The sequence below is a fragment of the Flavobacteriales bacterium genome (genome assembly GCA_030584065.1).
GTDB lineage: Bacteria > Bacteroidota > Bacteroidia > Flavobacteriales_F > PHOS-HE28 > PHOS-HE28.
The window spans coordinates 3688339-3712723 of sequence record CP129489.1 but is presented as its reverse complement, the minus strand read 5'-3'; the positions used below and the strand labels follow the sequence as shown (position 1 = coordinate 3712723).

The following is a 24385-nucleotide window of genomic DNA, read 5'->3' as shown; positions in this document are numbered from 1 at the left end:
ACCACCAAGGCGACCCGTTCTGCCGGACAGCGGCCAGAGCGCCGCAGCCCCGCCCACCGGGGGCGCGTAACCGCCACCTGGATTGCCGGGAAAGGGCCGGCGCGGCCATCCGCTGATCATTGCCTTCCTTCGCCGCAAGAGCCATGAAGACCCACCCCCGAATCCTGCCGCTGCTCCTGATCGCCCTGGTGCCGGCCTGCCTGCTTGCGCAGGACAGCACCGCCCTCTACAGCGATGACGGCGAGCGCGACCATGAAGCCTATATCGATTCGCTGATCGGCGCGTTCGCCTTCGTCGAGGGTGAGGCTAAGCTGGCGGAGGGAGCCGCCACCCTCACCGTGCCGCCGGGCTACAAATTCCTGGGAGCAGAGCAGGCGGAGCAGCTCGTGGTGGAGGTGTGGGAGAACCCGCCGGGCATCGCAGAGGACCTGCTCGGCGTGGTGATGCCGGCCGACGCCGGCGTGTACGACGACGTTCCGTCCTACATCCTCTACTACGAGCGCATCGGCTATGTGCGCGATGAGGATGCCGATGGCATCGACTACGATGCGAAGCTCAAGGAGATGCTGCGCGAGGACAGCATCGCCAACGAACAGCGGCGCGCCGACGGCTACGGTTCGCTCCTCCTGGTGGGCTGGGCAGCGCCGCCGTACTATGACAAGGAGCGTAAAGCGCTGCACTGGGCCAAGGAAATGGTGAGCGAGAGCAGCGACCGCAACGTGCTCAACTACAACATCCGCATCCTTGGGCGCCATGGCGTGCTGGTGATCAACGCCGTGTCAGGCATGGACCATCTGGAGATGGTGCAGGCCGAGCTGCCCTTGATCCTGGGCATGGCCCGGTTCAACGATGGCCACCGGTATGAGCAATTCGACCCTGCCACGGATGCCGTTGCCGACCAGGGCCTGGACGGCCTGATCGATGGCAAGACGCGCGAACGCGTGAAGGAGGTGATCGGCCTTGCGGTGAAGGTGGCGATCGGGGCATTCCTCGGGCTCCTCCTGCTGCTGATCGGCATCTGGTTCCTCTTCATCCGTAAGCGGCGGTGATCAGAATGGAGAGCGGGGCATTCACCATCCGTGCCCGCCTCGTGGACATCGAGGGCCGGTGCATCCTCCCCGCCGAGGTGAGCGTGGCCGATGGCCGCATCGCCTCCATCACGGAGGCCAAGGGCTTCACGGAAGGCTACCTGCTCCCCGGCTTCATCGACGCGCATGTCCATGTTGAGAGCTCCATGCTCGTGCCCAGCGAATTCGCCCGCCTGGCGGTGACGCATGGCACGGTGGGCACGATCAGCGACCCGCATGAGATCGCCAACGTGCTGGGCGAGGCCGGTGTGGAGTACATGATCGCCAATGGCCGCCAGGTGCCTTTCCACTTCTTCTTCGGCGCGCCGAGCTGCGTGCCCGCCACCGCTTTCGAGACGGCGGGCGCCCGCATCGACAGCGATGGGGTGGCGCGCCTCCTTGCGCGGAAGGAAGTGCTGTACCTGAGCGAGGTGATGGACTTCCCCGGCGTGCTCAGTGGGGAGGCCGAGGTGATGCGGAAGATCGCCCACGCCAAGCTCCTCGGCAAGCCGATCGACGGGCATGCGCCAGGGCTGCACGGCGATGCGGCAACGCGGTACATCGGCGCAGGCATCAGCACCGACCACGAGTGCTTCACCGCTGAGGAGGCGCGCTTCAAGCTGGAGCAGGGCATGCGCGTGCAGGTGCGCGAGGGCAGCGCGGCGAAGAACTTCGAAGCCCTGATCGACCTCCTTCACGACTGGAGCGACCGCATGATGCTGTGCAGCGACGACAAGCATCCCGACAGCCTGGTGGAAGGCCATGTGAACGACCTCTGCGCACGGGCGGTGGCCCGCGGCATCGACGTCTTCAAGGTGCTCCGGGCCGCGTGCCTGAATCCGATCCTCCATTACGGCCTATCCATCGGTCGCCTGCGGGTGGGCGATCCGGCGGATTTCATCCTGGTGGAGGACCTTGAGCGCTTCAGGGTGAAGCGCACCTGGATCAGCGGCCGCCTCGTGGCCGCGGATGGCCGGAGCCTCATCGATCGCGTGCCCTGCACGGCACCCAACCGCTTCGCCTGCGCACCGAAGCGCCCCGCCGACTTCCGCATGCCGGCCACTGCCGGCGATGTGCTGGCCATCGAAGCCATCGATGGCCAGCTGATCACCCGCAAGCGCTGGATGCCGCCCACGGTGCGCGAAGGCGCGCTGGTTGCCGATACGGAGAAGGATCTGCTGAAGATCGCCGTCGTGAACCGGTATGCCGACGCTCCTCCCGCGAAGGCCTGGATCACCGGCACGGGTCTGAAGCGCGGAGCCATCGCCGGTAGCGTGGCGCACGACAGCCACAACATCGTGGCCGTAGGCACCAACGACGAGGACCTCTGCGCCGCCATCAATCTCGTCATCGAGCATCGCGGAGGCATCAGCCTGGCGGACGGAGCGCATCGCCGGGTGCTGCCGCTCCCGGTGGCCGGCATCATGAGCGATGCCGACGCCTACATCGTGGCCGATGCGTATGCCGCGCTGGACCGTGAGGCCAAGGCCCTCGGATCGTCGCTCTCCGCTCCCTACATGACGCTCTCCTTCATGGCGCTGCTGGTCATCCCTCACCTGAAGCTGAGCGACCTGGGGCTCTTCGACGGGGACTCTTTCCGGCTGCTCGCCTGACCTTGCGGCACCACCCGCAGCACCAAGTGACGCACCTCCGTGCTGCGGCCTGCATCCAGGCATCGCGCTCAGAGCCGGGCCGATAGCGTCAGGTAGAACGTGCGGCCCTCGCCCGGAAGCAGTCCCGGGCCTGGATAGCCGCCCGCACGCCGCGTGGCATAGACCGCATCGCCGGCATTGCGGACGCCGATGATGACCTCGACGCCCTCACGCAGGAGCCAGGACCCCGAGAGGTCGAGCAGCTGATAGGCATCGATGCGACCCACCGTAGCGGCGCCGTTGGGGGCCTCCGAATTCGCAGCATCCGTGTATACATCGCCGACCCGGTTGACCAGCGCCGTCACCGACACCCGCTTGCGCGCATATGTGAGCCCATAGCGCTCCACGCGCTCGGGCGCATACTCCACGCGCTTGCCCTCGATGCCGCGCACCGGATCGCCCGCCAGCGCCGGGTTGCTCCAACGGGTGTAGCGCGTGCTCATGACGGCGACCGATGCGAAGACCCGGAGCGCTCCCCAGCGGCCGTGCGGCGCCAGCAGGCCAAGGGCATCCGCCTCCGCATAGGCCTCCGCGCCCCGGCTCTCCGAGTCGCCGATGTTCGTGCGGAACACGCCGCCGTCGCGCTGCACCGTTCCGATGCGATCGCGGTACACGAGGCGGTACACGCCGGCATCGAAGGCGATGAAGCGGCCGATATTGCCCCTGTAGCCCAGGTCCGCGTTGGCGCCGCTGGCATCGCGCAACGCAGGGTCGACGATGTCGGTGGTGGCCGCCGGCGTGAGCTCGGAGAAGAGCACCGGCCGGTAGGCCGTGCTGTAGTTGGCATAGAGCGAAGCCGTGGCGGTGACGCGATACTCGGCACCGACGCCGTAGAGCACCACGCGCCGTTCGCGCGCATCACGCGGAAGCTCCCCACGTGGCAGAGCGGCGACCCGGCCCTGCACGGCGGATCGGATCAGTTCGATGCGGGCACCGGGCACGATGCTCAGGCGCTCGCCCAACTTGAACTGGCTCTCGGCGAATACCGCGGCATTCTCCGTCGTTAGCGCCAGGTCCCTGGCAAAAGCATCGGTCAGTGCAAGGTCGAAATCGCTCCCCGCCGTGCCCCTGCCCTGCTGACGCCGGTCCGTGCGCCCCCGGTAGAGCCGCAGGCCTGCGGAGAGGTTGCCCTTGACGCGCCCGGCGCTGAATCCCTGCAGGATGCGCAGTTCGGCTCCCGTATTGGCGTATGCATCGCGATCGACCTGTCGGGGAGCGAATGACCCGAGGGCGGTGATGAAGGTGTCCGGCTCCTGGATCGGGCGGAGGAATCCGACGCTGTTGCGCTCGGCGAGCGTGCCGAACACCTTGAGGCTGGCCCGAGAGCGCGGGTTGAGCCGGAGGTCAGCCGTGATGGCGGCCACGTTCCACGGCGCGCTGAACCAATTGCGGGCCCGCTGACTCGACCTCGGACCCACTTGTAAGTCATGGTCCGTGAGTCCACCGGGCTGCTGGGACACATAATCCATGCGCGTGTACTCGAGCCCCAGCTCCAAGCGGCCGGAGGCCGCCCAGGCCACCGATGCGCCGGAGGCGGATGTCGTGTACCGGCTGTTCGACCGCCATCCATCGGCGCTGCGCCGCTGATGGAAGACATGATAGGACAGGCGACGCCAGGTGCCATCCACGGATGCGTATGTATTGCTGAGCCCGTAGGAGCCGGTGGTCTGCCGCAGCTCCACCGCGGCCAGCCTGTCCGGGGCTCCGCGCTTCATGCGGTAATTGACCAGCCCGCCGAACTGGGGGCCGAACTGCAGCGAAGCGGCGCCCCGTATCACCTCGATCCGCTCCACCGCCTCCAAGGGCGGGCTGTAGTACGCCTCAGGATAGCCGAATGCCTCGGCGCAGATGTCGTATCCGCTCTGCCGCACATTGAACTCCCAGGACCTGTTCGGGCTGAGGCCGCGCGCCGCGATGGAAGTCTGGATGCCCGAGCCTTCGCTTTCCCACACGGTGATGCCCGGAGCCTTGGCGAATACCTGGCGCGCCAGGTTGGTGGAGAGGTCTGCTTCACGGGCGCGCAAGCGGAGCACTTCGTTCTTCTTGCCAGCCATGATCAGGGTCTCGTGGAATTCGGGAAGCCGCGCTGCAGCATGCCCGTGCCGATCGCCGACCACCTCCACGGAGCGGAGGCCGACCACCTTCACGCTATCGCCTTCCTGACCCCGAAGCCCACCGCTGACCCATAAGGCTGACACCAGCATCAAAGCGCTCCGCCATCCGCTCACGCGTTCCATGCGACCCTTCATTTCGGCCGCAAAGCACCCTGCCGGCGAGCTGGTGGGCAATACCCCGATCACGGTAATCAGAACGGACCGTTCCTTCCGGGCTGCGTCCGGGTGAAGCCTGCCAATCGCGGCGGCCTTCAGCGCCAGGCGGATGAACCGATGGCCACGGGATGCCGCAAACGGCACCGATCGCCGGAATGCGAGGAGGACTTCGCCCCGGCACAGCACCTCTGGAAAAGCACGGATCCGGAGGACCCGACGATCGCTCGTCTTCGCCCCCGGACCCGGCCTATCGGGGCCCTACCCCCGTTACTCCATGCGCATGATGCGCTGCGTGGCAACCTGATCGCCTCCGATGACGCGCACCACATAGGTGCCTACCGGCAACTCCTGGACGTCGACCGCGATGGTCTGCTCACCCTTGGCAAGCGCGCGGACCGGGATCACCAGTTCCCCCTGAAGGGTGTAGATGCCCATCTCGGCGCGGACCATGGGATTCCTGACGGTCACCCGCACGATGTCGTTGGCAGGGCTCGGCCACGCTGTCAGCGAGAAGCCTTCATTCTGACCAGCGCAGGCCACCACGTTGAAGGCCGCGCCCGCCACATCCAGGCTCGCGCACAGTCCGTTGGCCACCACCGCATTCAGCACATCCACGCCCGTGGTCACGCCCACCTCAACGATGCCCAGGTCCAGCGTCGCCGGGTCGTACACCAGCGTGTGGATCGTGTAGAGGCCCTCGGCATCCACCGTGAACTCCGGCGAAGCGCCCGCGCCCACGATCGTCAGCTCGGCGCCGCTCGTCAGCACGTACACCACGCTGTAGCCCGCAGGCACCGCGATGTCGCCATTGGGCGTCGCGCTCAAGGTCAGGGTGCCATCGAGGCAGCCCGCCTTGTTCGCCGTCAGCGTGCCCGCATCCGCCGTGCAAGGCTCCGCGCAGGCCACCACGTTGAAGGCCGCGCCCGCCACATCCAGGCTCGCGCACAGTCCGTTGGCCACCACCGCGTTCAGCACATCCACGCCCGTGGTCACGCCCACCTCAACGATGCCCAGGTCCAGCGTCGCCGGGTCGTACACCAGCGTGTGGATCGTGTAGAGGCCCTCGGCATCCACCGTGAACTCCGGCGAAGCGCCCGCGCCCACGATCGTCAGCTCGGCGCCGCTCGTCAGCACGTACACCACGCTGTAGCCCGCAGGCACCGCGATGTCGCCATTGGGCGTCGCGCTCAAGGTCAGGGTGCCATCGAGGCAGGCCGACTTGTTCGCCGTCAGCGTGCCCGCATCCGCCGTGCAAGGCTCCGCGCAGGCCACCACGTTGAAGGCCGCGCCTGCCACATCGAGGCTCGCGCACAGTCCGTTGGCCACCACCGCATTCAGCACATCCACGCCCGTGGTCACGCCCAGCTCAACGATGCCCAGGTCCAGCGTCGCCGGGTCGTATACCAGCGTGTGGATCGTGTAGAGGCCCTCGGCATCCACCGTGAACTCCGGCGAAGCGCCCGCGCCCACGATCGTCAGCTCGGCGCCGCTCGTCAGCACGTACACCACGCTGTAGCCCGCAGGCACCGCGATGTCGCCATTGGGCGTCGCGCTCAAGGTCAGGGTGCCATCGAGGCAGGCCGACTTGTTCGCCGTCAGCGTGCCCGCATCCGCCGTGCAAGGCTCCGCGCAGGCCACCACGTTGAAGGCCGCGCCCGCCACATCGAGGCTCGCGCACAGTCCGTTGGCCACCACCGCATTCAGCACATCCACGCCCGTGGTCACGCCCAGCTCAACGATGCCCAGGTCCAGCGTCGCCGGGTCGTACACCAGCGTGTGGATCGTGTAGAGGCCCTCGGCATCCACCGTGAACTCCGGCGAAGCGCCCGCGCCCACGATCGTCAGCTCGGCGCCGCTCGTCAGCACGTACACCACGCTGTAGCCCGCAGGCACCGCGATATCGCCATTGGGCGTCGCGCTCAAGGTCGCACTTCCTTCCACCAGGCAAAGGTCCTCGAGGGTGTTGGCGGAAAGGGTGCCGGCATCCGCCGTGCACGGCTCTTCACACGCGCTCACTTCGAAAACAGCACCGGGCACATCGAGGGCAGCGCAGATGGTGCCTCCGCCCTGGATGAGCAGGCTGTTGACGTCGAACCCGGTGGTGAGGCCCGGTTGGACGATGCCCAGATCGAGCGTCGCGGGATCGTAGACCAGCGTGTGAATCGTATAGGTCCCAGGAGCGGTCACCTCGAACGAGGGCTCGGCGCCGGCATTCGCGATCACCAGATCCGTGCCCTGCGTAAGGACATAGGCCACCGCATAGCCAGCAGGCGCAACGGGCGCATTCTCCACGGAGGCGGCGAGCACGGCAGAGCCGTCCTCCAAGCAAACCGAGCCATTGACAGCCGAGAGGCTACCGGCATCCGGATTGTCCACCAGCACGCTCGTTCCGGTGACGTCCAGGCTGGCACAGATGCTGCCGCCGCCCTGGATGAGCAGACCGTTGACATCGAACCCGGTGGTGACGCCGAACTGAACGATGGAAAGGTCGAGCGTGACGGGATTGTATACCAGCCGGTGGATGGTATAGAGACCGGTGCTGGAGACGGTGAAAACGGGCTGGTCCGAAACGGCCTGGACCACCAGGCCAGGCCCCTTGGTAAGCACGAAGAGCGACTGATAGCCGGGAGGCACGATGTGGTCTCCATTGGAGATGCCCCCAATGACAGTCCCGCCCTCCTGCAGGCAATCCGTGGGCTTGAAGCCCGAAAGCGTTCCGGCAAAGGCAGTGCAAGGCGCAGGGCAATCGGCCACTTGGAAGGAGGCGCCAGGGACATCCAGCGCCGCGCAGATCGCACCGCCGCCTTGAATGAGCAGGCTGTTGACATCGAAGCCGGAGGTGACACCGGGCTGCACGATGCCGAGATCCAGCGTGGTGGGGTCGTACACAAGGGTGTGGATGGTGTAGCTGCCCGGTGCGTTCACCTGGAATGAGGGCTCACCGCCTGCGCCGATGATGACCAGGCCCGGACCTTGCGTGAGCACGTAGGCCACGGAGTAGCCCTCGGGCACGTACGGGGCATCCGCAACCGTTGCATCGAGCATGGCGACACCCCCCTCCAGGCAGGGCGCCGGATTCAGCGCCGACAGGCTGCCGGCATCCGGATTGTCCACGAGCACGCTCGTGCCATTGACATCCAAGCTGGCGCAGATGCTGCCTCCGCCTTGGATGAGCAGGCCGTTGACATCGAAGCCGGTGGTGATACCGAACTGGACGATGGAGAGGTCGAGCGTGGCGGGATCGTACACCAGGCGATGAATGGTGTAAAGTCCGGTGCTGGAGACATTGAATATGGGCTGGTTGGCAACCGCCTGGATCACCAGGCCCGGGCCTTTGGTAAGGACGAAAATGGACTGAAAGCCCGGCGGGACAACCTGGTCGCCCATGGAGATGCCGCCGATGTAGGTACCGCCATCCTGGAGGCAATCGGTGGCCTTGAAGCCACGGAGCGTGCCGGCTTGCGCACTGCATGCACCGCCCGATTGGGCCAGGGAAGGCTGCGCCATGGACAGCGCAGCGGCGGCCCAGAGGCCGCCCAGCACGGCCCGTGTCATGACACGGAACCGTGAACGAGGGGTAGGTAACCAGTTCATGGGGTATGGGTTAGTGCGGGGAGAACACGCCCCGCCCAAGACTGTTCACGGAAACACGAAAAATCATGAACGCCGGCAGGTGGAGGCGAAGACCTCAATACACCACCACATAACGACGGTCCGTCGCCTCAGCCCGCGTCCCTGGGAGGATGAAGTCCAGGGAGAGGAGCTGTACGCGGTAGTCCTCGAATTCCAGCACCCTATCCGTCACGAGCCCACTTGCCGACAGCTCCTTCAGGCCCTGAGCGTCGGTATAGATGGCGAATCCGGGATTGACCACCTCTGCGGCCTGTTCGGCTGAAGCCAATCCTCCCGGGGTGAACCCCGCATAGAAGTCGAGTGCCGTGCCGCCAGCGTTCAGCACAAAGAATCGGTTGGCATCCAGCCCCTGCGCTTTCGCCCACCGCCCTGCCCGGGCATTGGCCTGGTAGCCCAGCACCTCAGGGTAGATCAGCGTGTTCAGCCCCAGGCCTGCGACCAGCCAGACCCATACCGTACCGGTGAAGAGCTGATCACGATGCTGAGCCGCCAGACCACGACAGAGCAAAACGCCGCCGGGCGCAAGTGCAAGCGGGATGATGGGCCACCAGCGCGTGGGGAAGCACCATGCCGTCAATGCGATGAGCGCCACGGCCAAGAACGAGACCACGGCGGCCTGCCCGTACCGTGCCCATCGGGCCGCAGCATGGTCCCAGCCGATGGCACCGAGCACCGCGAGCAAGGGCATGATGACATAGAGGTAATGCGGTAGCTTGAACTGTGACAGCGATAGCGCAGCGAATACCAGCAGGCTGCCGCCCATGGCGGCATGCTCCGGCATAGGCTGGCGCCGGAAGGCGGCGATGACATGCTGCCCAAGACCGACGACCACGAACAGCGTCCACGGCAGCACCTGCCAGAGCAGCTCATGGGTGAAGAAGAGCACCGTGCTATCATCCCTCCAACGGTTCTCGCCCGTGATGCGCCCGAAGCTCTGCTCCCAGAAATAGAAGCGGATGCCGTGCACACCGTGCTGCTCATAGAGGCCGATGCACATCGGGATGAGGGCGAGGGCCACGAGCAACGGAGCGGCCAGCCATCGGAGGTCGCGCAGAGCCCGCCAGTGACCGCCCAAGGCCAGGTGGGCCCCCAAGGCGGCCACGGGGGCCACAGCACCCATGGGGCCCTTGGCGAGCATGCCGGCCGCCACCGCGGCAGCCGCCGCCAACAGCTGCCACCAACGACGCTGCTGCATCCAGGTAGCGCCCGCCCAGATGGCCGTGACCACCGAGCCGGTGAGGAGCGTATCGCACCGCACGTCATTGGTCATGAGCAGGAAGGCCGCGCTCGCACCGAACATGACCGCGGCGCGGCGTGCGATGGCCGCGCCGTGGAAGAGCTGCGCGAAGCGGTACGTGCTGAATACGCCGAGGAATGCGAAGAGTATGCTGGGGAGCTTGTAGCTCCAATTGTGCACGCCGAAGAGCTTGAAGGAGAGCGCTGAGAGCCAGAAGAGCAATGGCGGCTTGTCTAGGTAGTCGCGCCCGCGGTGGTAGAGCTTGAGCCAGTCATCCTGCGCCAGCATATCGCGCGACATGGCCGCGTACTGGGCGGCATCCACCTCCATCACATCAAGGCCGGCGCCCGAGAGCGCCACAGCGGCCAAGCCGGCCAGCGACCAGCGGAAGGCTGCGGCGGTCATGGGGCAATGTTAGGCGCTGATTGCCTGGCACGGGCCCATACCCTCGGATCGGCGCTGCCGTCGCCTTGGAAAGGAGGGCTTCCTGGATCGGGCCGCTTGGCTACATTCGCGCCCTCGTTCGCCGGAATGGGCGAATACCTTGACTGACAAGCGCATACAAGACAATCGACGAGACACATGGGAAGTGAACTGATGTACTACATCCCCGCGCTGGGCGTGGTGGGCCTGATAGTGATGATCGCCAAGGCGCTCTGGGTGAACAAGCAGGATGCCGGCGACGCCAACATGAAGGAACTGGCTGGCTACATCGCCAGCGGTGCCAGCGCCTTCCTGAAGGCCGAATGGAAGGTGCTCGGGATCTTCGCTGTGCTGGCCGCCGTGCTGCTGGCCTGGAGCGGTACGCTGGTGGAGCACAGCGACTGGGTGATCGCCGTGGCCTTCCTGATCGGCGCCTTCTTCAGCGCCTTCGCCGGCTGGATCGGCATGAGCATCGCCACCAAAGCCAACGTGCGCACCACGCAGGCCGCCCGCACCAGCCTGGCCAAGGGCCTGCAGGTGAGCTTCAATGGCGGCACCGTGATGGGCCTTGGCGTGAGCGGCCTGGCCGTGCTGGGCCTGAGCGTGCTGTTCATCGTGTTCTACCGGATGTACGTCAATGGCGCCTCACCGAACGGCGAGGAGATGATGAAGGCCTTGGAGGTGCTCGCCGGATTCTCGCTGGGCGCCGAGAGCATCGCGCTCTTCGCCCGTGTGGGCGGTGGCATCTACACGAAAGCAGCCGACGTGGGCGCCGACCTCGTGGGCAAGGTGGAGGCCGGCATCCCGGAGGATGATCCGCGCAACCCCGCCACCGTGGCCGACAACGTGGGCGACAACGTGGGCGACGTGGCCGGCATGGGCGCCGACCTCTTCGGCAGCTATGTCGCCACCATCCTCAGCACCATGGTGCTCGGCCGCGAGGTGATCGCCACCGGTGACAGCTTCGGCGGCCTCTCCCCGATCCTGCTGCCCATGGTGATCGCGGGCCTCGGCATCCTCTTCAGCATCATCGGCACCTTCTTCGTGCGCATCAGCAAGGACACCGACAGCGTGATGGCCGCACTCAACAAGGGCAACATCGGCAGCATCCTGCTCACGGCCGTGGCCAGTTATTTCGTCATCGGGTGGATGCTTCCCGAGACGATGTCGTTCCAGCGCGGTGATGTGGTGCTGGAAATCGCCCGCATGAACGTGTTCTGGGCCATCATCCTCGGCCTGGTGGTGGGCTTCCTGATGAGCTACATCACCGAGTACTACACCGCCATGGGCCGCAAGCCCGTGATGAGCATCGTGAAGAAGAGCGGCACCGGCCATGCCACCAACGTGATCGGCGGCCTCGCCGTGGGCATGGAGAGCACCTTCCTCCCGGTCATCGTGCTGGCGGCGGGCATCTTCGGGTCCTTCCAGCTGGCCGGCCTCTACGGCGTGGCCATCGCCGCGGCGGGCATGATGGCCACCACGGCCATGCAGCTCGCCATCGACGCCTTCGGCCCCATCGCCGACAACGCGGGCGGCATCGCTGAGATGAGCGGTCTGCCCAAGGAGGTGCGTGAGCGCACAGACATCCTCGACGCCACGGGCAACACCACCGCCGCCACGGGCAAGGGCTTCGCCATCGCCAGCGCCGCACTCACCGCCCTTGCGCTCTTCGCGGCCTACGTGGGCCTGGCGGGCATCACTGCCATCGACATCTACAAGGCCGACGTGCTGGCCATGCTCTTCGTGGGCGGCATGATCCCCTTCCTCTTCAGCAGCATGGCCATCAGCGCCGTTGGCAAGGCCGCCATGGACATGGTGCGCGAGGTACGCCGCCAGTTCAAGGAAATCCCCGGCATCATGGAGGGCAAGGGCAAGCCCGAGTACGAGAAGTGCGTGGCCATCAGCACGCAGGCTTCCATCCGCGAGATGATCCTGCCCGGTGCGCTCGCCCTGTTGAGCCCCGTGATCGTGGGCTTCGCCTTCGGTCCTGAGGCGCTCGGCGGCCTGCTGGCGGGCATCACCGTGAGCGGGGTGCTCATGGGCATCTTCCAGAACAATGCGGGCGGCGCGTGGGACAATGCCAAGAAGAGCTTCGAGAAGGGCGTGGAGATCGACGGGCAGATGTACTACAAGCACAAGAGCGACAAGCCCTCGCCCCCGCACCAGGCAGCCGTGACCGGCGACACCGTAGGCGATCCCTTCAAGGACACCAGCGGTCCTTCGATGAACATCCTCATCAAGCTCACCTCGATCGTAGCGCTTATCATCGCCCCGCACATCAATGAGGCCGGCCATCACGCGGCTGGCGCTGCGGTGCCCGCGATGGAGGCCGCGCCTGCCGCCGGCCATGCTGCAGCCCATGCCGAGGGCGCGACCCAGGAGGCCGCCGACGCCGACCGGGAGGCCCTCGGGCACATGGAGGCCCGGGCCACCGATTACAGCACCAAGCTGATCACCGGCTTCGAGGTGAAGGGCGCCAGTGGCGGAATGGAGAACGACCTGATGACCTTCATCATGCGCGCCATCCCCGCCGACAAGACCACCTGGATCGCCTTCAACGAGGTGGGTTATGCCGGCACCGCGCTCACCCCCGCTTCCGATGCCCAGGTGACCAATACGGCCGAGATCCTCAAGGCCTACCCCACCCTGAAGCTCGAGTTGGGAGCCGGTGGCGCCGATGCGCAAACCAAGGCCGAAGCGCTCCGTAATGCCATCATCGCCAAAGGCATCGCATCGGATCGCCTGGTGGCCAATGGCTATGGAGCCGATGCTCCATTCGCCAGCAAGCCGCTCTACCTCGACAAGCCCTCCACCCAGGGCCCTGCCCTTCGCGTGAGCGAGCGCTAGGCGCGGAACAGTATTCAACGGGAGCGCCCCGGCCATGGCCGGGGCGCTCCCGTTTCGGACGGATGGGATCAGCGCTTCTTCGCGAGGGCCTTTGCCCCATTCTTGCCGGGCGCTCCCTTGGCAGCCACCTTCACTGCGGCTTTGGCGGGCTTCGCCTCGTCCTTGCGCACGGGCTTCTCCATCGGGAAGAGGCCATGGATCTCCGCATCGATCCGCGAGATGATCTGGCCCAAGTGCTCCGGGTCGGCATGGAAGGCATTGTCCTCCACATCGACCACCAGCAGCTTGCCCTTGTCGTACTTCTCGATCCAGGCGTCGTAGCGCTCATTCAGCCGCTTGAGGTAGTCGATGCTGATGGAGGCCTCGTAGTCGCGGCCGCGTTCTGCGATCTGCCTCACCAGCTTCTCCACCGGGGCCTGCAGGTAGATGAGCAGGTCAGGCGGCTGAATGGCGCTCTCCATGTTCAGGAAGAGGCGGTGGTAGTTCTCGAAATCGCGCGTGGTCATCAGCCCCATCGCGTGCAGGTTGGGGGCGAAGATGTAGGCGTCCTCGTAGATGGTGCGGTCCTGGATGACGTTGCGGCCAGTGCGGCGGATCTCCAGCAACTGCTCGAAGCGGCTGTTGAGGAAGAAGATCTGGAGGTTGAAGCTCCAGCGCTGCATGTCCTTGTAGAAGTCGAAGAGGTACGGGTTGTTGTCCACCGCCTCCTGCAGCTGCTCCCATTTGTAGTGCTTGGCGAGGAGCTGGGTGAGGGTGGTCTTGCCTGAGCCGATGTTGCCCGCGATGGCGATGTGCATCTCGCTGGTTGATGTTGAGGGTTGAGCGCTTGTGGATCGCTGCGCTGAGAACGAGCGATGGCGAAGATACCCGCACCGCGCGTGGCGGGCGGTGTTGTGGAAAACTCGCTCCGCATCAACGCTGATCGGGCACCGTGCGCACCGTGATGCCCGCATCCGTGAGCAGGTACAGCAGCCCGCGCTCGCTCCGCGCATCGCGCACCGGGCCCTCGAGGCCGCCTTGCACGGGGATGTCGCGCACGGCGAACGACCGCATGTCGTACTCGTGCAGCATGCCGTCGGCGAACCAATGGAGATGGAAGCCGCGCACGGAGAAGCTCTCGGCGCCCATCACCGGAATGGTGCGCATGAAGGTGCCGAACAGATCGAACACATGGATGCCCGCCTGCGGATCGAGGACGTAGAGCCGGCTCTCGTGCTCGAGCATCCGCGTGGGCGCCAGGGTCCGCCCCAGCAGTTGGTCGAGGCGGCCTGTATTGGCCAGGGGCCTCAGCTGGGCATCCACGCGGACCAGCGCCATCTCGCGCTGGTCGAAGAACCAGAAGCCGTTCTGCACGCTCATGCACGCCAGCACCACCTGCGGGAATCCGCTGCGCGGCAGGTTGATGACGCTCCCCTGCACCGCGAGCGTATTGTCCAGCACGGCCAGCTGGCCCTGCTCCGGAGCGAAGACCATCGGCTTCAGGGAGTAGAAGGCATCGATGCATGCGATCCGCCCGAGCGTCTTCACGCTGTTGCGCAGCCACGAGCGGCCCTTGGGGTCGAAGAGCCGCAGCTCGTCGCCGGCCAGTGCGTACACATAGCCCAGCTCGTCCGTGGTGAAGGCGTCGAAACGGCCCTCTATCACGAACCCTTCGGGCCCGTCCTGCGCTGGAAGCAGGGCGGGAAGCAGCGGCAGTAACAGGGCCAGGAACCGGTGCATCAGGCGTGCGCAGGCGAGAGGATGGACTCGATGAGCGCGCGGTCGTTGCAGAGCCGGGGCACCTTGTTCTGCCCGCCCAGCCTGCCGCGCCGCCGCATCCATGCATGGAACGTGCCGCGCTCGAGCCGATGGGCCACCGGCCGCCGCAGCGCCATGTCGCCCCGGCGCTTGGCATCGTAATCCGAGTTCAACGCCCGCATGGCGGCATCGAGCTCGTCCACGAAGCGTTCCATGTCATCGGGCGGCCGCTCGAACTCGATGGCCCACTCATGGCCGCCGCGCGCCTCGCCCTGCATGTAGATGGGCGCAGCGGTGTACTCGGCCACCACGGCCCCTGTGGCGCGGCAGGCGGCCTCGATGCCGCGATCGGCATTGTCCACGATCAGCTCCTCGCCGAAGGCGTTGATGAAGCTCCGCGTACGGCCGCTCACCTGCACCCGGAAGGGCTTCACGCTGGTGAAGCGCACCGTATCACCGGGCATGTAGCGCCAAAGGCCGCCGTTCGTGCTGATGACCAGGGCGTAGTCCGTGCCGGGCTCCACCTCGTCGAGGAGCAGCGTGCGGGGGCGCTCCGTGCCGAGCTCCGAGAGCGGCATGAACTCGTAGAAGATCCCGTAGTCCAGCATGAGGAGCATGTCATCCGCGCCCCGCCGGTCCTGCACGGCGAAGAAGCCCTCGCTGGCGTTGTAGCTCTCCAGGTAGTTCATCTGGGGCGAGGGGATCAGGTCGCGGAACTGCTCCCGATAGGGCCTGAAGCTGACGCCACCGTGCATGAATAGCTCGAGATTAGGCCACACCTGGCCGATGTCGCGCTTGCCGGTGAGCTCGAGGATGCGGCGCAGGAGCACCAAGGTCCAGCTAGGCACGCCGGCGATGCACCGCACATCCTCGCGCATGGTCTCGCGCGCCATGCGCTCGATCTTCTCCTCCCAGTTCTCCATGAGCGCGGTCTCGATCACCGGGGTGCGCCTCACCTCCACCCAAACCGGCAGGTTGCGGATGATGATGGCGCTCAGGTCGCCGCTGTAGGCATCGCTGCGCAGCTGCTCGATGCTGCTGCTGCCGCCCACCACCAGGCTCATGCCCTGGTACAGCTTGCTGTCGGGCCGCTGCTGGTAGTGCAGCGCGATGAGGTCCTTCCCGCCTTTGTAATGGCAGTCCTCCAGCGCCTCGCGGCTGACCGGGATGAACTTGCTCCGGTCGCTGGTGGTGCCGCTGCTCTTGGCGAACCACTTCACATCCGTGGGCCAGAGCAGGTTCTGCTCGCCCTTGCGCAGGCGCGCCACATAGGGCTTCACGCCCGCGTAGTCCTGCACCGGTACGCGCTGGCGGAACTCATCCGGGGTGGTGATGGCGCCATAGTCGTGCTGCCTGCCCCACTCGGTGTAGCGGGCGGTGCGCAACAAGGAGTGGAAGACCTCCAGCTGGGCCATGATGGGGTTGTCCCGGAACAGCTCGATCTGCTGGAGGCGCTTCTTGATGAGGAAGCCGAAGAGGGCGTTCAGGGGCATGGGTGCGGCGGTGCGCCTATCTTCCGCCGAAAGTAATCGTGTGCGATGAACGACGGACAGCCCCTGTTGAAGATGCGTGCCGCGCTGGGGGATGACGGCGCCGTGCGGTACGAGCTGCCCCTCTCCCCCCCGCTCCCGCTCAACGACCGCATCGGGAAGCCCTTCACGCTGGCATTCACGGGCAAGCTGAGCTGCGTCAACTGCGGTCGGCGGGTGAAGAAGCTGTTCCAGCAGGGCTTCTGCTACCCCTGCCTGCAGTCCGCGCCGGAGGCCGCTGAGTGCATCGTGCATCCCGAGCTGTGCCGGGCGCACCTCGGCGAGGGCCGTGACCCGGAATGGGAGCGCACGCACCACGCCACCGAGCACACGGTGTACCTGAGCTTCACCGGCGACGTGAAGGTGGGGGTCACGCGCGCCACGCAGGTGCCCACGCGCTGGATCGACCAAGGCGCGACGGCGGCACTGGTCATCGCACGCGTCCCCTACCGGCAGCTCGCCGGGCTCATCGAGGTGGACCTGAAGCGCCTCTTCAAGGACAAGACGAATTGGCGCGCGATGCTGAAGGAGGCGGAGCCCGCCGCCGAAGCGCTCCTTGCGGCACGGGCGCAGGCCATCGGCGCCTTGCGCGACGACCTGCAGGAGCACCTCCTGCACGACGAGGCGCCCCAGGCGATACGGTACCCCGTCCTCGCTTACCCTCCGAAGGTGGCCAGCGTATCCTTCGAGAAGCAGCCCGAAATCGGCGGCGTGCTGGTCGGCATCAAGGGCCAGTACCTCATGTGGGAGGATGGCCGGGTGCTGAACATCCGCAATCAATCAGGCCACCACGTGGAGGTGCTGAACTGAGGGAGTGTAACCCCCGGGGCGCAACCCGCGTTGCAAGGGCAGGGTTTTGGTTAGGATCAGGCAACTGATCACAAGGGCAAGCGAACGGCCGCCGGATGGCGGCCGTTCGTGCTTTCCGGTCGGTCGGGGCGCGCTCAGCGCACCACGAGGTCGAAGGGCATGCGGGCCTGGATGCCGCTCCGGCTGCGGGCCTCCCGCACCAGGCGGAACTGCTCCAGCAGCTGGGCATCGTCGCCGAGGTACTGGCGGGCCACCCAGGCCCGGGCGTCCGCATTGAGGTCCTTCAGCAGCTTGTGCAGGAGATCCTCCTGCTCGGGCATCTCCACGCGGCGGTACTCCGAAAGGCTGGCTAGCCCGGCAGCGGCCGCGATGGCGTCCTCGAGACCTCCCAGCTCATCCACGAGGCCGCGCGCCTTGGCATCGGTGCCCGTCCACACGCGCCCTTGCCCGATGCTGTCCACCTGCGCGGGGGTGAGCTTGCGCCCTTCTGCCACGCGCTCCACGAATCCTGCGTAGAACTCATCCACCCATTGCTGCATCATGCGCTTCTCGTGGTCGGTGAGTGGGCGGTTGAGGTTGTACATGTCGGCGTGCTGGTGGGTCTTCACCCCATCGAAGGTGATGCCCAGCTTGTTGTTGAAGAAGCCCTCGGTATTGGGCACCAGGCCGAAGACGCCGATGGAGCCCGTGATGGTGGTGGGCTCCGCGTAGATGCGGGCGGCCGGGGCGCTGATGTAGTAGCCGCCGCTCGCCGCCACATCGCCCATGCTCACCACCACCGGCTTGGCCTCCGCGGCCAGCTTCACCTCGCGCCAGATCACCTCGCTGGCCAGGCCGCTGCCGCCTGGGGAGTTCACGCGGAGCACGATCGCCTTCACGGCGCTGTCCTCCCGAGCCTTGCGGAGGGTGGCCGAGAGCGAGGTGCTGCCGATGACATCGTCGCCGCTCTCCCCGCTGGAGATGCCGCCTTCCGCGTAGATCACCGCCAGCTTCGCATCCCCCTTGCCCTTGTCGGCATCGGCATCGAATGAGCGCAGGTACTTGCCAAGGCCTACGAAGGCGATCTCCTTCTTGCTGTCGAGCGCCATCCGCTCCTTCATGTCGGCCAGCACCTCATCGCGGTACTTGAGGCCATCCACCAGGCCGAGGTCGCGCGCCGTGGTGTCGTTGCGGGCCTCCAGCCCGTCGGCGATGCGGTCCAGGTCACCTGCTGCGATTCCGGTCTTCTCCGCCACGGCGGCCCGATGCTCCGTCCACAGCCCATCGAGCAGGGCGCGCACCTGCGCTTCATTGGCCGCACTCATGCTGTCCTCCGTATAGACCTCTCCGAAGCTCTTGAAGCGGTTATTGCTTCCGCGGATGAATTGCATCTCCACATCGAGCTTCTCGAAGAGTCCCTTCAGGAACATGTACTCGCTCTGCAGCCCGCGGTAGTCGAGCATGCCCTTGGGCTGCAGGTAGACCTGGTCCGCCGCCGAGGCGATGTAGTAGCTGCCCTGGGTGTAGAACTCCGCCCAGGCCACCACCGGCTTGCCGCTCTCCTTCTTGAACTCGACCAGCTTCTCGCGGACCTCGCGCAGCGTGGCGAAGCCGCCGTTCACCTGGGTGAGGTCGAGGAAGATGCCCTCGATGTGGTCGTCCTTCTTGGCGTGCTCCAATGCCGCGAGCACCTGGTTCAGGCCGACCTTCGACTCAGCCGAGAAGGGCCCGAGGTCGATGTCCAACTGCTCCTCGTCGCCACGGTCCACCAGCCGCTGATCCAGCGTTAGGTGCAGCACCGAGCCGTCCTTCACCTTGGCGGGCTTGCCCTTCGAGCCAAGGCCGGCGCCGATGGCGGCGATCATGCCGAAGAAGAGGACCATCAGCACCACGCCGATCACCAGGGTGCCGAGCATGGATGCGAACATGAACTTGAAGAACTCTCTCATGGGGTCAGGGGGGATTTGCGGCCCCGAAACTAGGCTGAGCGCACATCGCCCGGCCCCGGCCGATACACGAACGGGGCGCGGGATGGATGGGAGGGCGGTGACCGGATAGCTTTGGGGCCATGAGCGGAGTGGCCGAGGCCTTGCTGCTGCTGGGGGGGAATGCTGGGGACCCCATGGCGAACCTGGAGCGCGCCGAGGCGGGCATCGCGGCGCGCACGGGCTCCATCCTGGCCCGCAGCCGCGATCACTGGACCCTGCCCTGGGGATTCGACGACGACCGCCTGTTCCTGAACCGGGCTCTGTTGGTAGAGACCGCCCTCGCGCCTACCGCACTGATGAAGGAGCTGCTGGGCGTTGAGGCCGAATTGGGCAGGACCCGCCTGCCGGATACGCGCTATGCGGCACGCACCATCGACATCGACATCCTGCTGATCGGCAGCCGTACGATCGACGCACCGGGGCTCACCGTGCCGCACCCCCGCCTGCACGAGCGGCCCTTCGCCTTGGCACCCGCCGCGGACATCGCACCGGATTGGGTGCATCCCGCACTCGGCCGCACGGTGCTCCAGCTCCTGATCGACATTCGGCGGCACGGTTGACGCACCATGCGCTACGGCTACATCGCCATCGAAGGGCTCATCGGGGCCGGCAAGACCACGCTGGCCCGGCGGCTCGCCGACCTCAGGGGCGGGCGCCTGGTGCTGGAGGAGTTCGATGACAACCCCTTCCTGCCGCGCTTCTACGCTGAACCTGAACGCTATGCGTTCAGCGTGGAGCTCTCCTTTCTGGCCCAGCGCTACCACCAGCTCAAACGGGTCACAGAGCAGGACCTGTTCAGTCCGGTCACCATCGCCGACTACTCCATCGGGAAATCGCTCGTCTTCGCCAGCGCCACCCTACCCCCGGACGAGCATGCGCTGTTCCGCGACCTCTACCAGATCATGTACGCGGACCTCCCGCAGCCGGAGCTCATCGTATACCTGCACCTGGGCATCGAGCGCGTGCGCGAGCGGATCCGGCAGCGGGGCCGCGGCTACGAGCAAGCGATCGGCGCCGACTACCTCATGCGGCTGCAGGAGCGGTACATGGACCACCTGATGAAGGCGGCCTCCACCCGAGCGCTCATCGTGGACCTCGGGCAGTCGGACCTGCTGCACGACGCGGCCGCCTTCGACCGGCTCCTTGGCCTGATCGAGGAAGAGGCGCCGTACGGCTACCGCATCGCAACCCTCTGAAGCGCACGGCGCTATGTGAAGAAATCAATCGGGTGCCAGCGGGAATCCCCGGATAACGGTGTTTATACTTGCCGCCGAATTCACCCAACACGCCCTCCTTATGGAAAAGCGCCACCTGAAAGGCCTTTCGATCCTCGCCGCCGGCACGCTCGTGATTACCGGCTGCGGAGGACTCGGAAAAATGAAGAAGTACGCCGAGAACATCAAGTACACGGTTGAACCGAATCCCCTCATCGTACAAGGCGATTCCGTGGCCATCAGCGTGAACGGCAGCTTCCCGGGGAAGTACTTCTACCGCAAGGCGCAGGTGGAACTGACCCCCACCCTCACCTACGCCGGTGGTGAGACGCCCTATAAGATGGTGGGCTTCCAGGGCGACAAGGCCGTGGGCAACTACACGGTCATCCCCTATGAGGCGGGCAAGAGCTTCAGCTACACCGGCAAGGTGGCCTACACGCCGGCCATGAGCACCAGCGAGCTGGTGGTGAAGATCCTGGGCAAGCAGGGCAGCAAAGAGATGCCCTTCGATCCGTTCAAGCTGGCCGACGGGGTCATCACGACGCCCTATCTCATGCTCAGCGATGACAAGGTGCTGCACGCCAAGGACGCCTTCCAGCGCGTCACCAGCCACAGCCAGGACGCGACCATCCAGTACCTCGTGAACAGCAGCGTGGTACGCCCTGGCGAGGTGAGCGATGCCGATGTGAAGGCGCTGGCCGCGTTCATCAAGGCGAGCCTGAAGGACCCCAGCGTCCAGATCAAGGGCATGTCCATCGATGCCTGGGCCAGCCCCGAGGGCGAGCTGAGCAAGAATGAGAACCTGGCCACCGACCGTGCCACCAGCGCCATGGCCTGGGCGAAGGGCGAGTTGCTGCGCAGCAAGGTGGAGGCCGCAAAGGCGGAGGGCTTCTTCGCGCTCAACCCCCGCGGCGAGGACTGGGAAGGCTTCAAGCGAGCCATGCAGGCCAGCACCACCGTGCCCGATAAGGAACTGGTGCTTCGCGTGCTGGAGATGTACCCCGACCTGGCCAAGCGCGAAGAGGAGATCCGCAACATGGCCGCCACCTACAAGGAGATCGCCGAGCAGATCCTGCCGCAGCTCCGCCGCAGCGAGATGCGCCTCAACTTCGACCGTGTCGGCAAGACCGACGAGCAGCTCACCGCGATGAGCAAGAGCATGCCCGATTCGCTGACCGTGGAGGAGCTGCTCTTCAGCGCAACCCTGACCAGCGATCTCAATGAGCAGCTCCGCATCTACCGCGAAGCGAGCCGCATCCATCCCAATGACTACCGCGGCCCGAATAATGCCGGCTACGTCCTCTTCCAGCAGAACAAGCTGGCCGAGGCCGAAGCGGAGTTCCAGAAGGCCAACAGCATCCAGGAGAACCCTGTGAGCACGAACAACCTCGGCGTATGCGCCCGGTTGAAGGGTGACCGCAAGAAGGCCATGAGCCTCTACCAGAAGGCCACGGCCGCCGGCCCCGAGGTGAAGTACAACATGGGCATCATCCACATCCAGAACGGCGACTACGGCAGCGCCAGCAGCAACATGAGCGGCGTCAACAGCGTGAACGCCGCGCTGGCCAAGGTGCTGGGCGGAGATGCCGCCGGCGCCCAGCGCATCCTGGAGGCCGCCCCGGACAAGGACACCGCCACCGGGCACTACCTCATGGCCATCATCGGCGCCCGCCAGAACAATGGCGACATGGTACGCAACCATTTGGGCATGGCTGTTCAGAAGGATGCCAGCATGCGCGAGAAGGCGATGAAGGACCTCGAGTTCCGCAATTTCAAAGGGCAGCTGGGCCTCTGATCCAGCAGCTCTCGGACACGGAAGCCCCCGTCCTGCGACGGGGGCTTCTGCTTTTCAACGCTTTGCCGGTGCTCGCCTCACCGGCTCCACCCTGAACCGGATCACGGTGGACCCGGAACGGGCCATGATCGGACCGCCGACCGAGTCCAACTTTCAGTCGATTCGGCCATCGCGCAGGATTGGCCCTCGGGCATCCGGAAGCATCCACGATGCATCGCACCCCGGATGCGGATGGAAGGGGCCAGGTCGCGGGCGATCCCGCTCTAGGGCTCCAACTCCCACACGGTGCTGCGGCGACGGAACGGCTGCTTGATGCGCTCCTTGTGCTGCAGCACGAACGCCATCACGAGATAGACCACCAGGTGAGCACCCGCCGTGATGAAGCTGAGGTAGATGAAGCTCAGGCGCACCTGCTCGGTCTTCACGTTGAGCTTGCCGGCCCACCAGGCGCATACGCCGAAGGCTTGCTGCTCGAACCAGGAACGGATGGGCGTGACCATGGCGATGCGCATTGGACCGTGTCGGAACGGCTCCGGTCAGAAGACGATCTTGGCGCGGCGGATGCGTGCCCGGTACTTCTTGCTGCCGCTCTTGTACTTGTACATCTTCCAGTCGGCCGTGAACTTGAGGAAGAGGTAGGCATCGAGGTCCTTCTCATCGCCCCGCTGCTGACCGGTTGCCGTGGGGTTGATCCCCTGCTCCTGCATGTACGGTGTGTTCAGCCCCGGATTCGCCAGGTACGCCGCCACATCCCCGCGTGCTTCGCGGATGGCCGCATTATCGTAGTAGTTGGTGCTGACGTCGTCGATGTAGTCGGTGAACGTCTTGGTGTACTGCAGCTCAAGCCCGGCGCTCCACTGCTTGGTGAAGGCCCTGCGGATGCCGACGCCCATGGGGATGCAGATCTGGTAGTTGTTGTACTCCTCAGCACCGTTGGGCAGCCCCTGGCCTTCAGTCCCCAAGGGCTTCAGGCGCACCCAGGCATTGTTGAACTGGGCGCGCGGATCGAAGTAGAAGCCGCCCACCCCTGCGAAGAAGTAGAGGCCCACCCGGCTGCTCTTGGTGCCCTTCACCCCCCGGAGGTCGTAGATGTGGCCCAGCTCCTCCCGGTAGAGGTGCAACTCATAGACGAGCGAGAGCTCGAATACATCCGACTTGAAGCTGAGGTTCCGGTTCTGGCGGAACGGCTCCGTGGTGAGGTTGTCGTTCCCCGCCAGCACGCCATAGGTGAACCGCATGCGCAGCGCCTGCTGGCGTGCCAGGTAATAACGATAGGCCAGGCTGGCCGCCGGGCGGGTCTGGGAGATCTCCAGGTCCCACACGAAGGGGGACCCGATCTGGTTGCGGCCGCCCAGCTCACCGAGGAAATTGGCGATGCCGAAGCCGAACTCGACCTCCTGGCGATGCGTCTTCCAATAGGTGGATTGGCGGAAATACTGCCCGCTCGCCGCACCGGCCAACAGGATGGCCGTGACGGAACTGAGGACGTAACGGAGTAGGGTTCGCTGCATGCGGCGGGTCGGCAGTCGGCCAAATATAGAGGGATGCGCCCTTACGGGCCAGTTCGCCTCAGGGTTCCGTCCTCATAGACCGGTTGAACCCGCCATGGTTGCCTCTCCGTCCTGGCCCTCCGCGGTGAGGGCATGGAGCACCACGCCCGCGCAGACCGAGACGTTCAAGGAATGCTTGCTGCCGCGCTGGGGCACGACCAGGCAGGCATCACAGGCCCGCACCACCTCGTCGGAGACCCCATGGAGCTCATTGCCGAGCACCAGGGCCAAAGGCCCGGAGGCCATGCCCTTGGCCCGCTCGAGGGGCACGGCCATCAAGGTCTGCTCCACGGCCACCACGCGGTAGCCCTCCGCCTGCAGGCGCTCCACGGCGACCCTGGGATCGGCGCAATGCTCCCATGGCACGGATTGCGTGGCCCCCAAGGCCGTCTTCTCGATCTCGCGGTGCGGCGGGCATGGCGTGAAGCCGCAGAGCACGATGCGCTCCACCCCGAACGCATCGGCCGACCGGAAGATGGAACCGACGTTGTGGCGGCTGCGCACATCGTCGAGCACGACGACCAGGCGCTGGCGCGGTCCGTGCCGGTAGTCCTCCGCAGGGATGCGGCCGAGCTCTTCGATGGTCAGCTTGCGGTCCGTGGCAGGCATGGCGGTGTTGTCAGCAAGTTGTGGACAGGCGCCGGGAGCAGGGCC

The 24385-nt window shown here is 65.9% G+C and carries 16 protein-coding genes and 1 pseudogene; 7 read left to right on the top strand and 10 right to left on the bottom strand.

Annotated features, from left to right (window positions below; all coding sequences use genetic code 11):
• Positions 1-143 precede the first annotated feature (143 nt).
• Complete coding sequence (locus QY325_15440) at positions 144-1049, top strand: DUF2167 domain-containing protein (GenBank protein WKZ66143.1); 906 nt, start codon at positions 144-146, stop codon at positions 1047-1049.
• 5 nt (positions 1050-1054) lie between these two features.
• The gene (gene ade, locus QY325_15435) at positions 1055-2680 is read left to right on the top strand and encodes an adenine deaminase (protein ID WKZ67997.1); all 1626 of its coding nucleotides are present in this window, start codon (positions 1055-1057) and stop codon (positions 2678-2680) included.
• A 68-nt stretch (positions 2681-2748) separates the two neighbouring features.
• Here the strand turns inward: ade and QY325_15430 are convergent, their stop codons facing one another.
• The 3 genes from QY325_15430 to QY325_15420 all read right to left on the bottom strand — a co-directional run bounded on the left by QY325_15430 (position 2749) and on the right by QY325_15420 (position 10264).
• Entirely contained in the window at positions 2749-4968 is a 2220-nt protein-coding gene (locus tag QY325_15430; protein WKZ66142.1) for a TonB-dependent receptor, read from the bottom strand.
• 288 nt (positions 4969-5256) lie between these two features.
• On the bottom strand, positions 5257-8544 hold the full coding sequence (locus tag QY325_15425; GenBank protein ID WKZ66141.1) for a T9SS type A sorting domain-containing protein: 3288 nt from the start codon (positions 8542-8544) through the stop codon (positions 5257-5259).
• A gap of 133 nt (positions 8545-8677) precedes the next feature.
• Positions 8678-10264, bottom strand: coding sequence for a glycosyltransferase family 39 protein (locus tag QY325_15420; protein WKZ66140.1), 1587 nt, complete (start codon positions 10262-10264; stop codon positions 8678-8680).
• A gap of 177 nt (positions 10265-10441) precedes the next feature.
• Here QY325_15420 and QY325_15415 point away from each other — a divergent pair, with 177 nt between their 5' ends.
• Complete coding sequence (locus tag QY325_15415; protein WKZ66139.1) at positions 10442-13129, top strand: sodium-translocating pyrophosphatase; 2688 nt, start codon at positions 10442-10444, stop codon at positions 13127-13129.
• A gap of 185 nt (positions 13130-13314) precedes the next feature.
• On the opposite strand, the pseudogene QY325_15410 reads toward QY325_15415, so the two are convergent.
• The 3 genes and pseudogenes from QY325_15410 to QY325_15400 all read right to left on the bottom strand — a co-directional run bounded on the left by QY325_15410 (position 13315) and on the right by QY325_15400 (position 16359).
• Positions 13315-13926: pseudogene (locus QY325_15410) on the bottom strand (deoxynucleoside kinase).
• Between the two features lie 115 nt (positions 13927-14041).
• Positions 14042-14848 (bottom strand): hypothetical protein, encoded by an 807-nt coding sequence (locus QY325_15405; protein WKZ66138.1) that lies wholly within the window; start codon positions 14846-14848, stop codon positions 14042-14044.
• Positions 14848-16359: a GH3 auxin-responsive promoter family protein gene (locus QY325_15400; GenBank protein WKZ66137.1), complete on the bottom strand. Its 1512-nt coding sequence runs from the start codon at positions 16357-16359 to the stop codon at positions 14848-14850. The genes QY325_15405 and QY325_15400 overlap by 1 nt, the downstream gene beginning before the upstream one ends.
• A gap of 45 nt (positions 16360-16404) precedes the next feature.
• Here QY325_15400 and QY325_15395 point away from each other — a divergent pair, with 45 nt between their 5' ends.
• Positions 16405-17205, top strand: a complete 801-nt coding sequence (locus QY325_15395) for a DUF2797 domain-containing protein (GenBank protein ID WKZ66136.1) — start codon at positions 16405-16407, stop codon at positions 17203-17205.
• Between the two features lie 134 nt (positions 17206-17339).
• Here the strand turns inward: QY325_15395 and sppA are convergent, their stop codons facing one another.
• Positions 17340-19133 (bottom strand): signal peptide peptidase SppA, encoded by a 1794-nt coding sequence (gene sppA / locus QY325_15390; protein WKZ66135.1) that lies wholly within the window; start codon positions 19131-19133, stop codon positions 17340-17342.
• Positions 19134-19252: 119 nt separating this feature from the next.
• On the opposite strand from sppA, the gene folK reads away from it, so the two are divergent.
• The 3 genes from folK (at position 19253) to QY325_15375 (ending at position 22181) form a co-directional block, all read left to right on the top strand.
• Positions 19253-19732, top strand: coding sequence for a 2-amino-4-hydroxy-6-hydroxymethyldihydropteridine diphosphokinase (gene folK, locus QY325_15385; GenBank protein ID WKZ66134.1), 480 nt, complete (start codon positions 19253-19255; stop codon positions 19730-19732).
• A 6-nt stretch (positions 19733-19738) separates the two neighbouring features.
• Complete coding sequence (locus QY325_15380) at positions 19739-20368, top strand: deoxynucleoside kinase (protein WKZ66133.1); 630 nt, start codon at positions 19739-19741, stop codon at positions 20366-20368.
• A gap of 100 nt (positions 20369-20468) precedes the next feature.
• The gene (locus QY325_15375; protein WKZ66132.1) at positions 20469-22181 is read left to right on the top strand and encodes a hypothetical protein; all 1713 of its coding nucleotides are present in this window, start codon (positions 20469-20471) and stop codon (positions 22179-22181) included.
• 263 nt (positions 22182-22444) lie between these two features.
• On the opposite strand, the gene QY325_15370 is transcribed toward QY325_15375, so the two are convergent.
• From QY325_15370 to QY325_15360, 3 genes are all read right to left on the bottom strand, one after another.
• Positions 22445-22693 carry a PspC domain-containing protein gene (locus QY325_15370; protein ID WKZ66131.1) on the bottom strand — a complete coding sequence of 83 codons (249 nt, stop codon included), beginning with the start codon at positions 22691-22693 and terminating at the stop codon, positions 22445-22447.
• A 24-nt stretch (positions 22694-22717) separates the two neighbouring features.
• Entirely contained in the window at positions 22718-23692 is a 975-nt protein-coding gene (locus QY325_15365; protein ID WKZ66130.1) for a DUF6089 family protein, read from the bottom strand.
• A 72-nt stretch (positions 23693-23764) separates the two neighbouring features.
• The gene (locus tag QY325_15360) at positions 23765-24340 is read right to left on the bottom strand and encodes an RNA methyltransferase (protein ID WKZ66129.1); all 576 of its coding nucleotides are present in this window, start codon (positions 24338-24340) and stop codon (positions 23765-23767) included.
• Positions 24341-24385 lie beyond the last annotated feature (45 nt).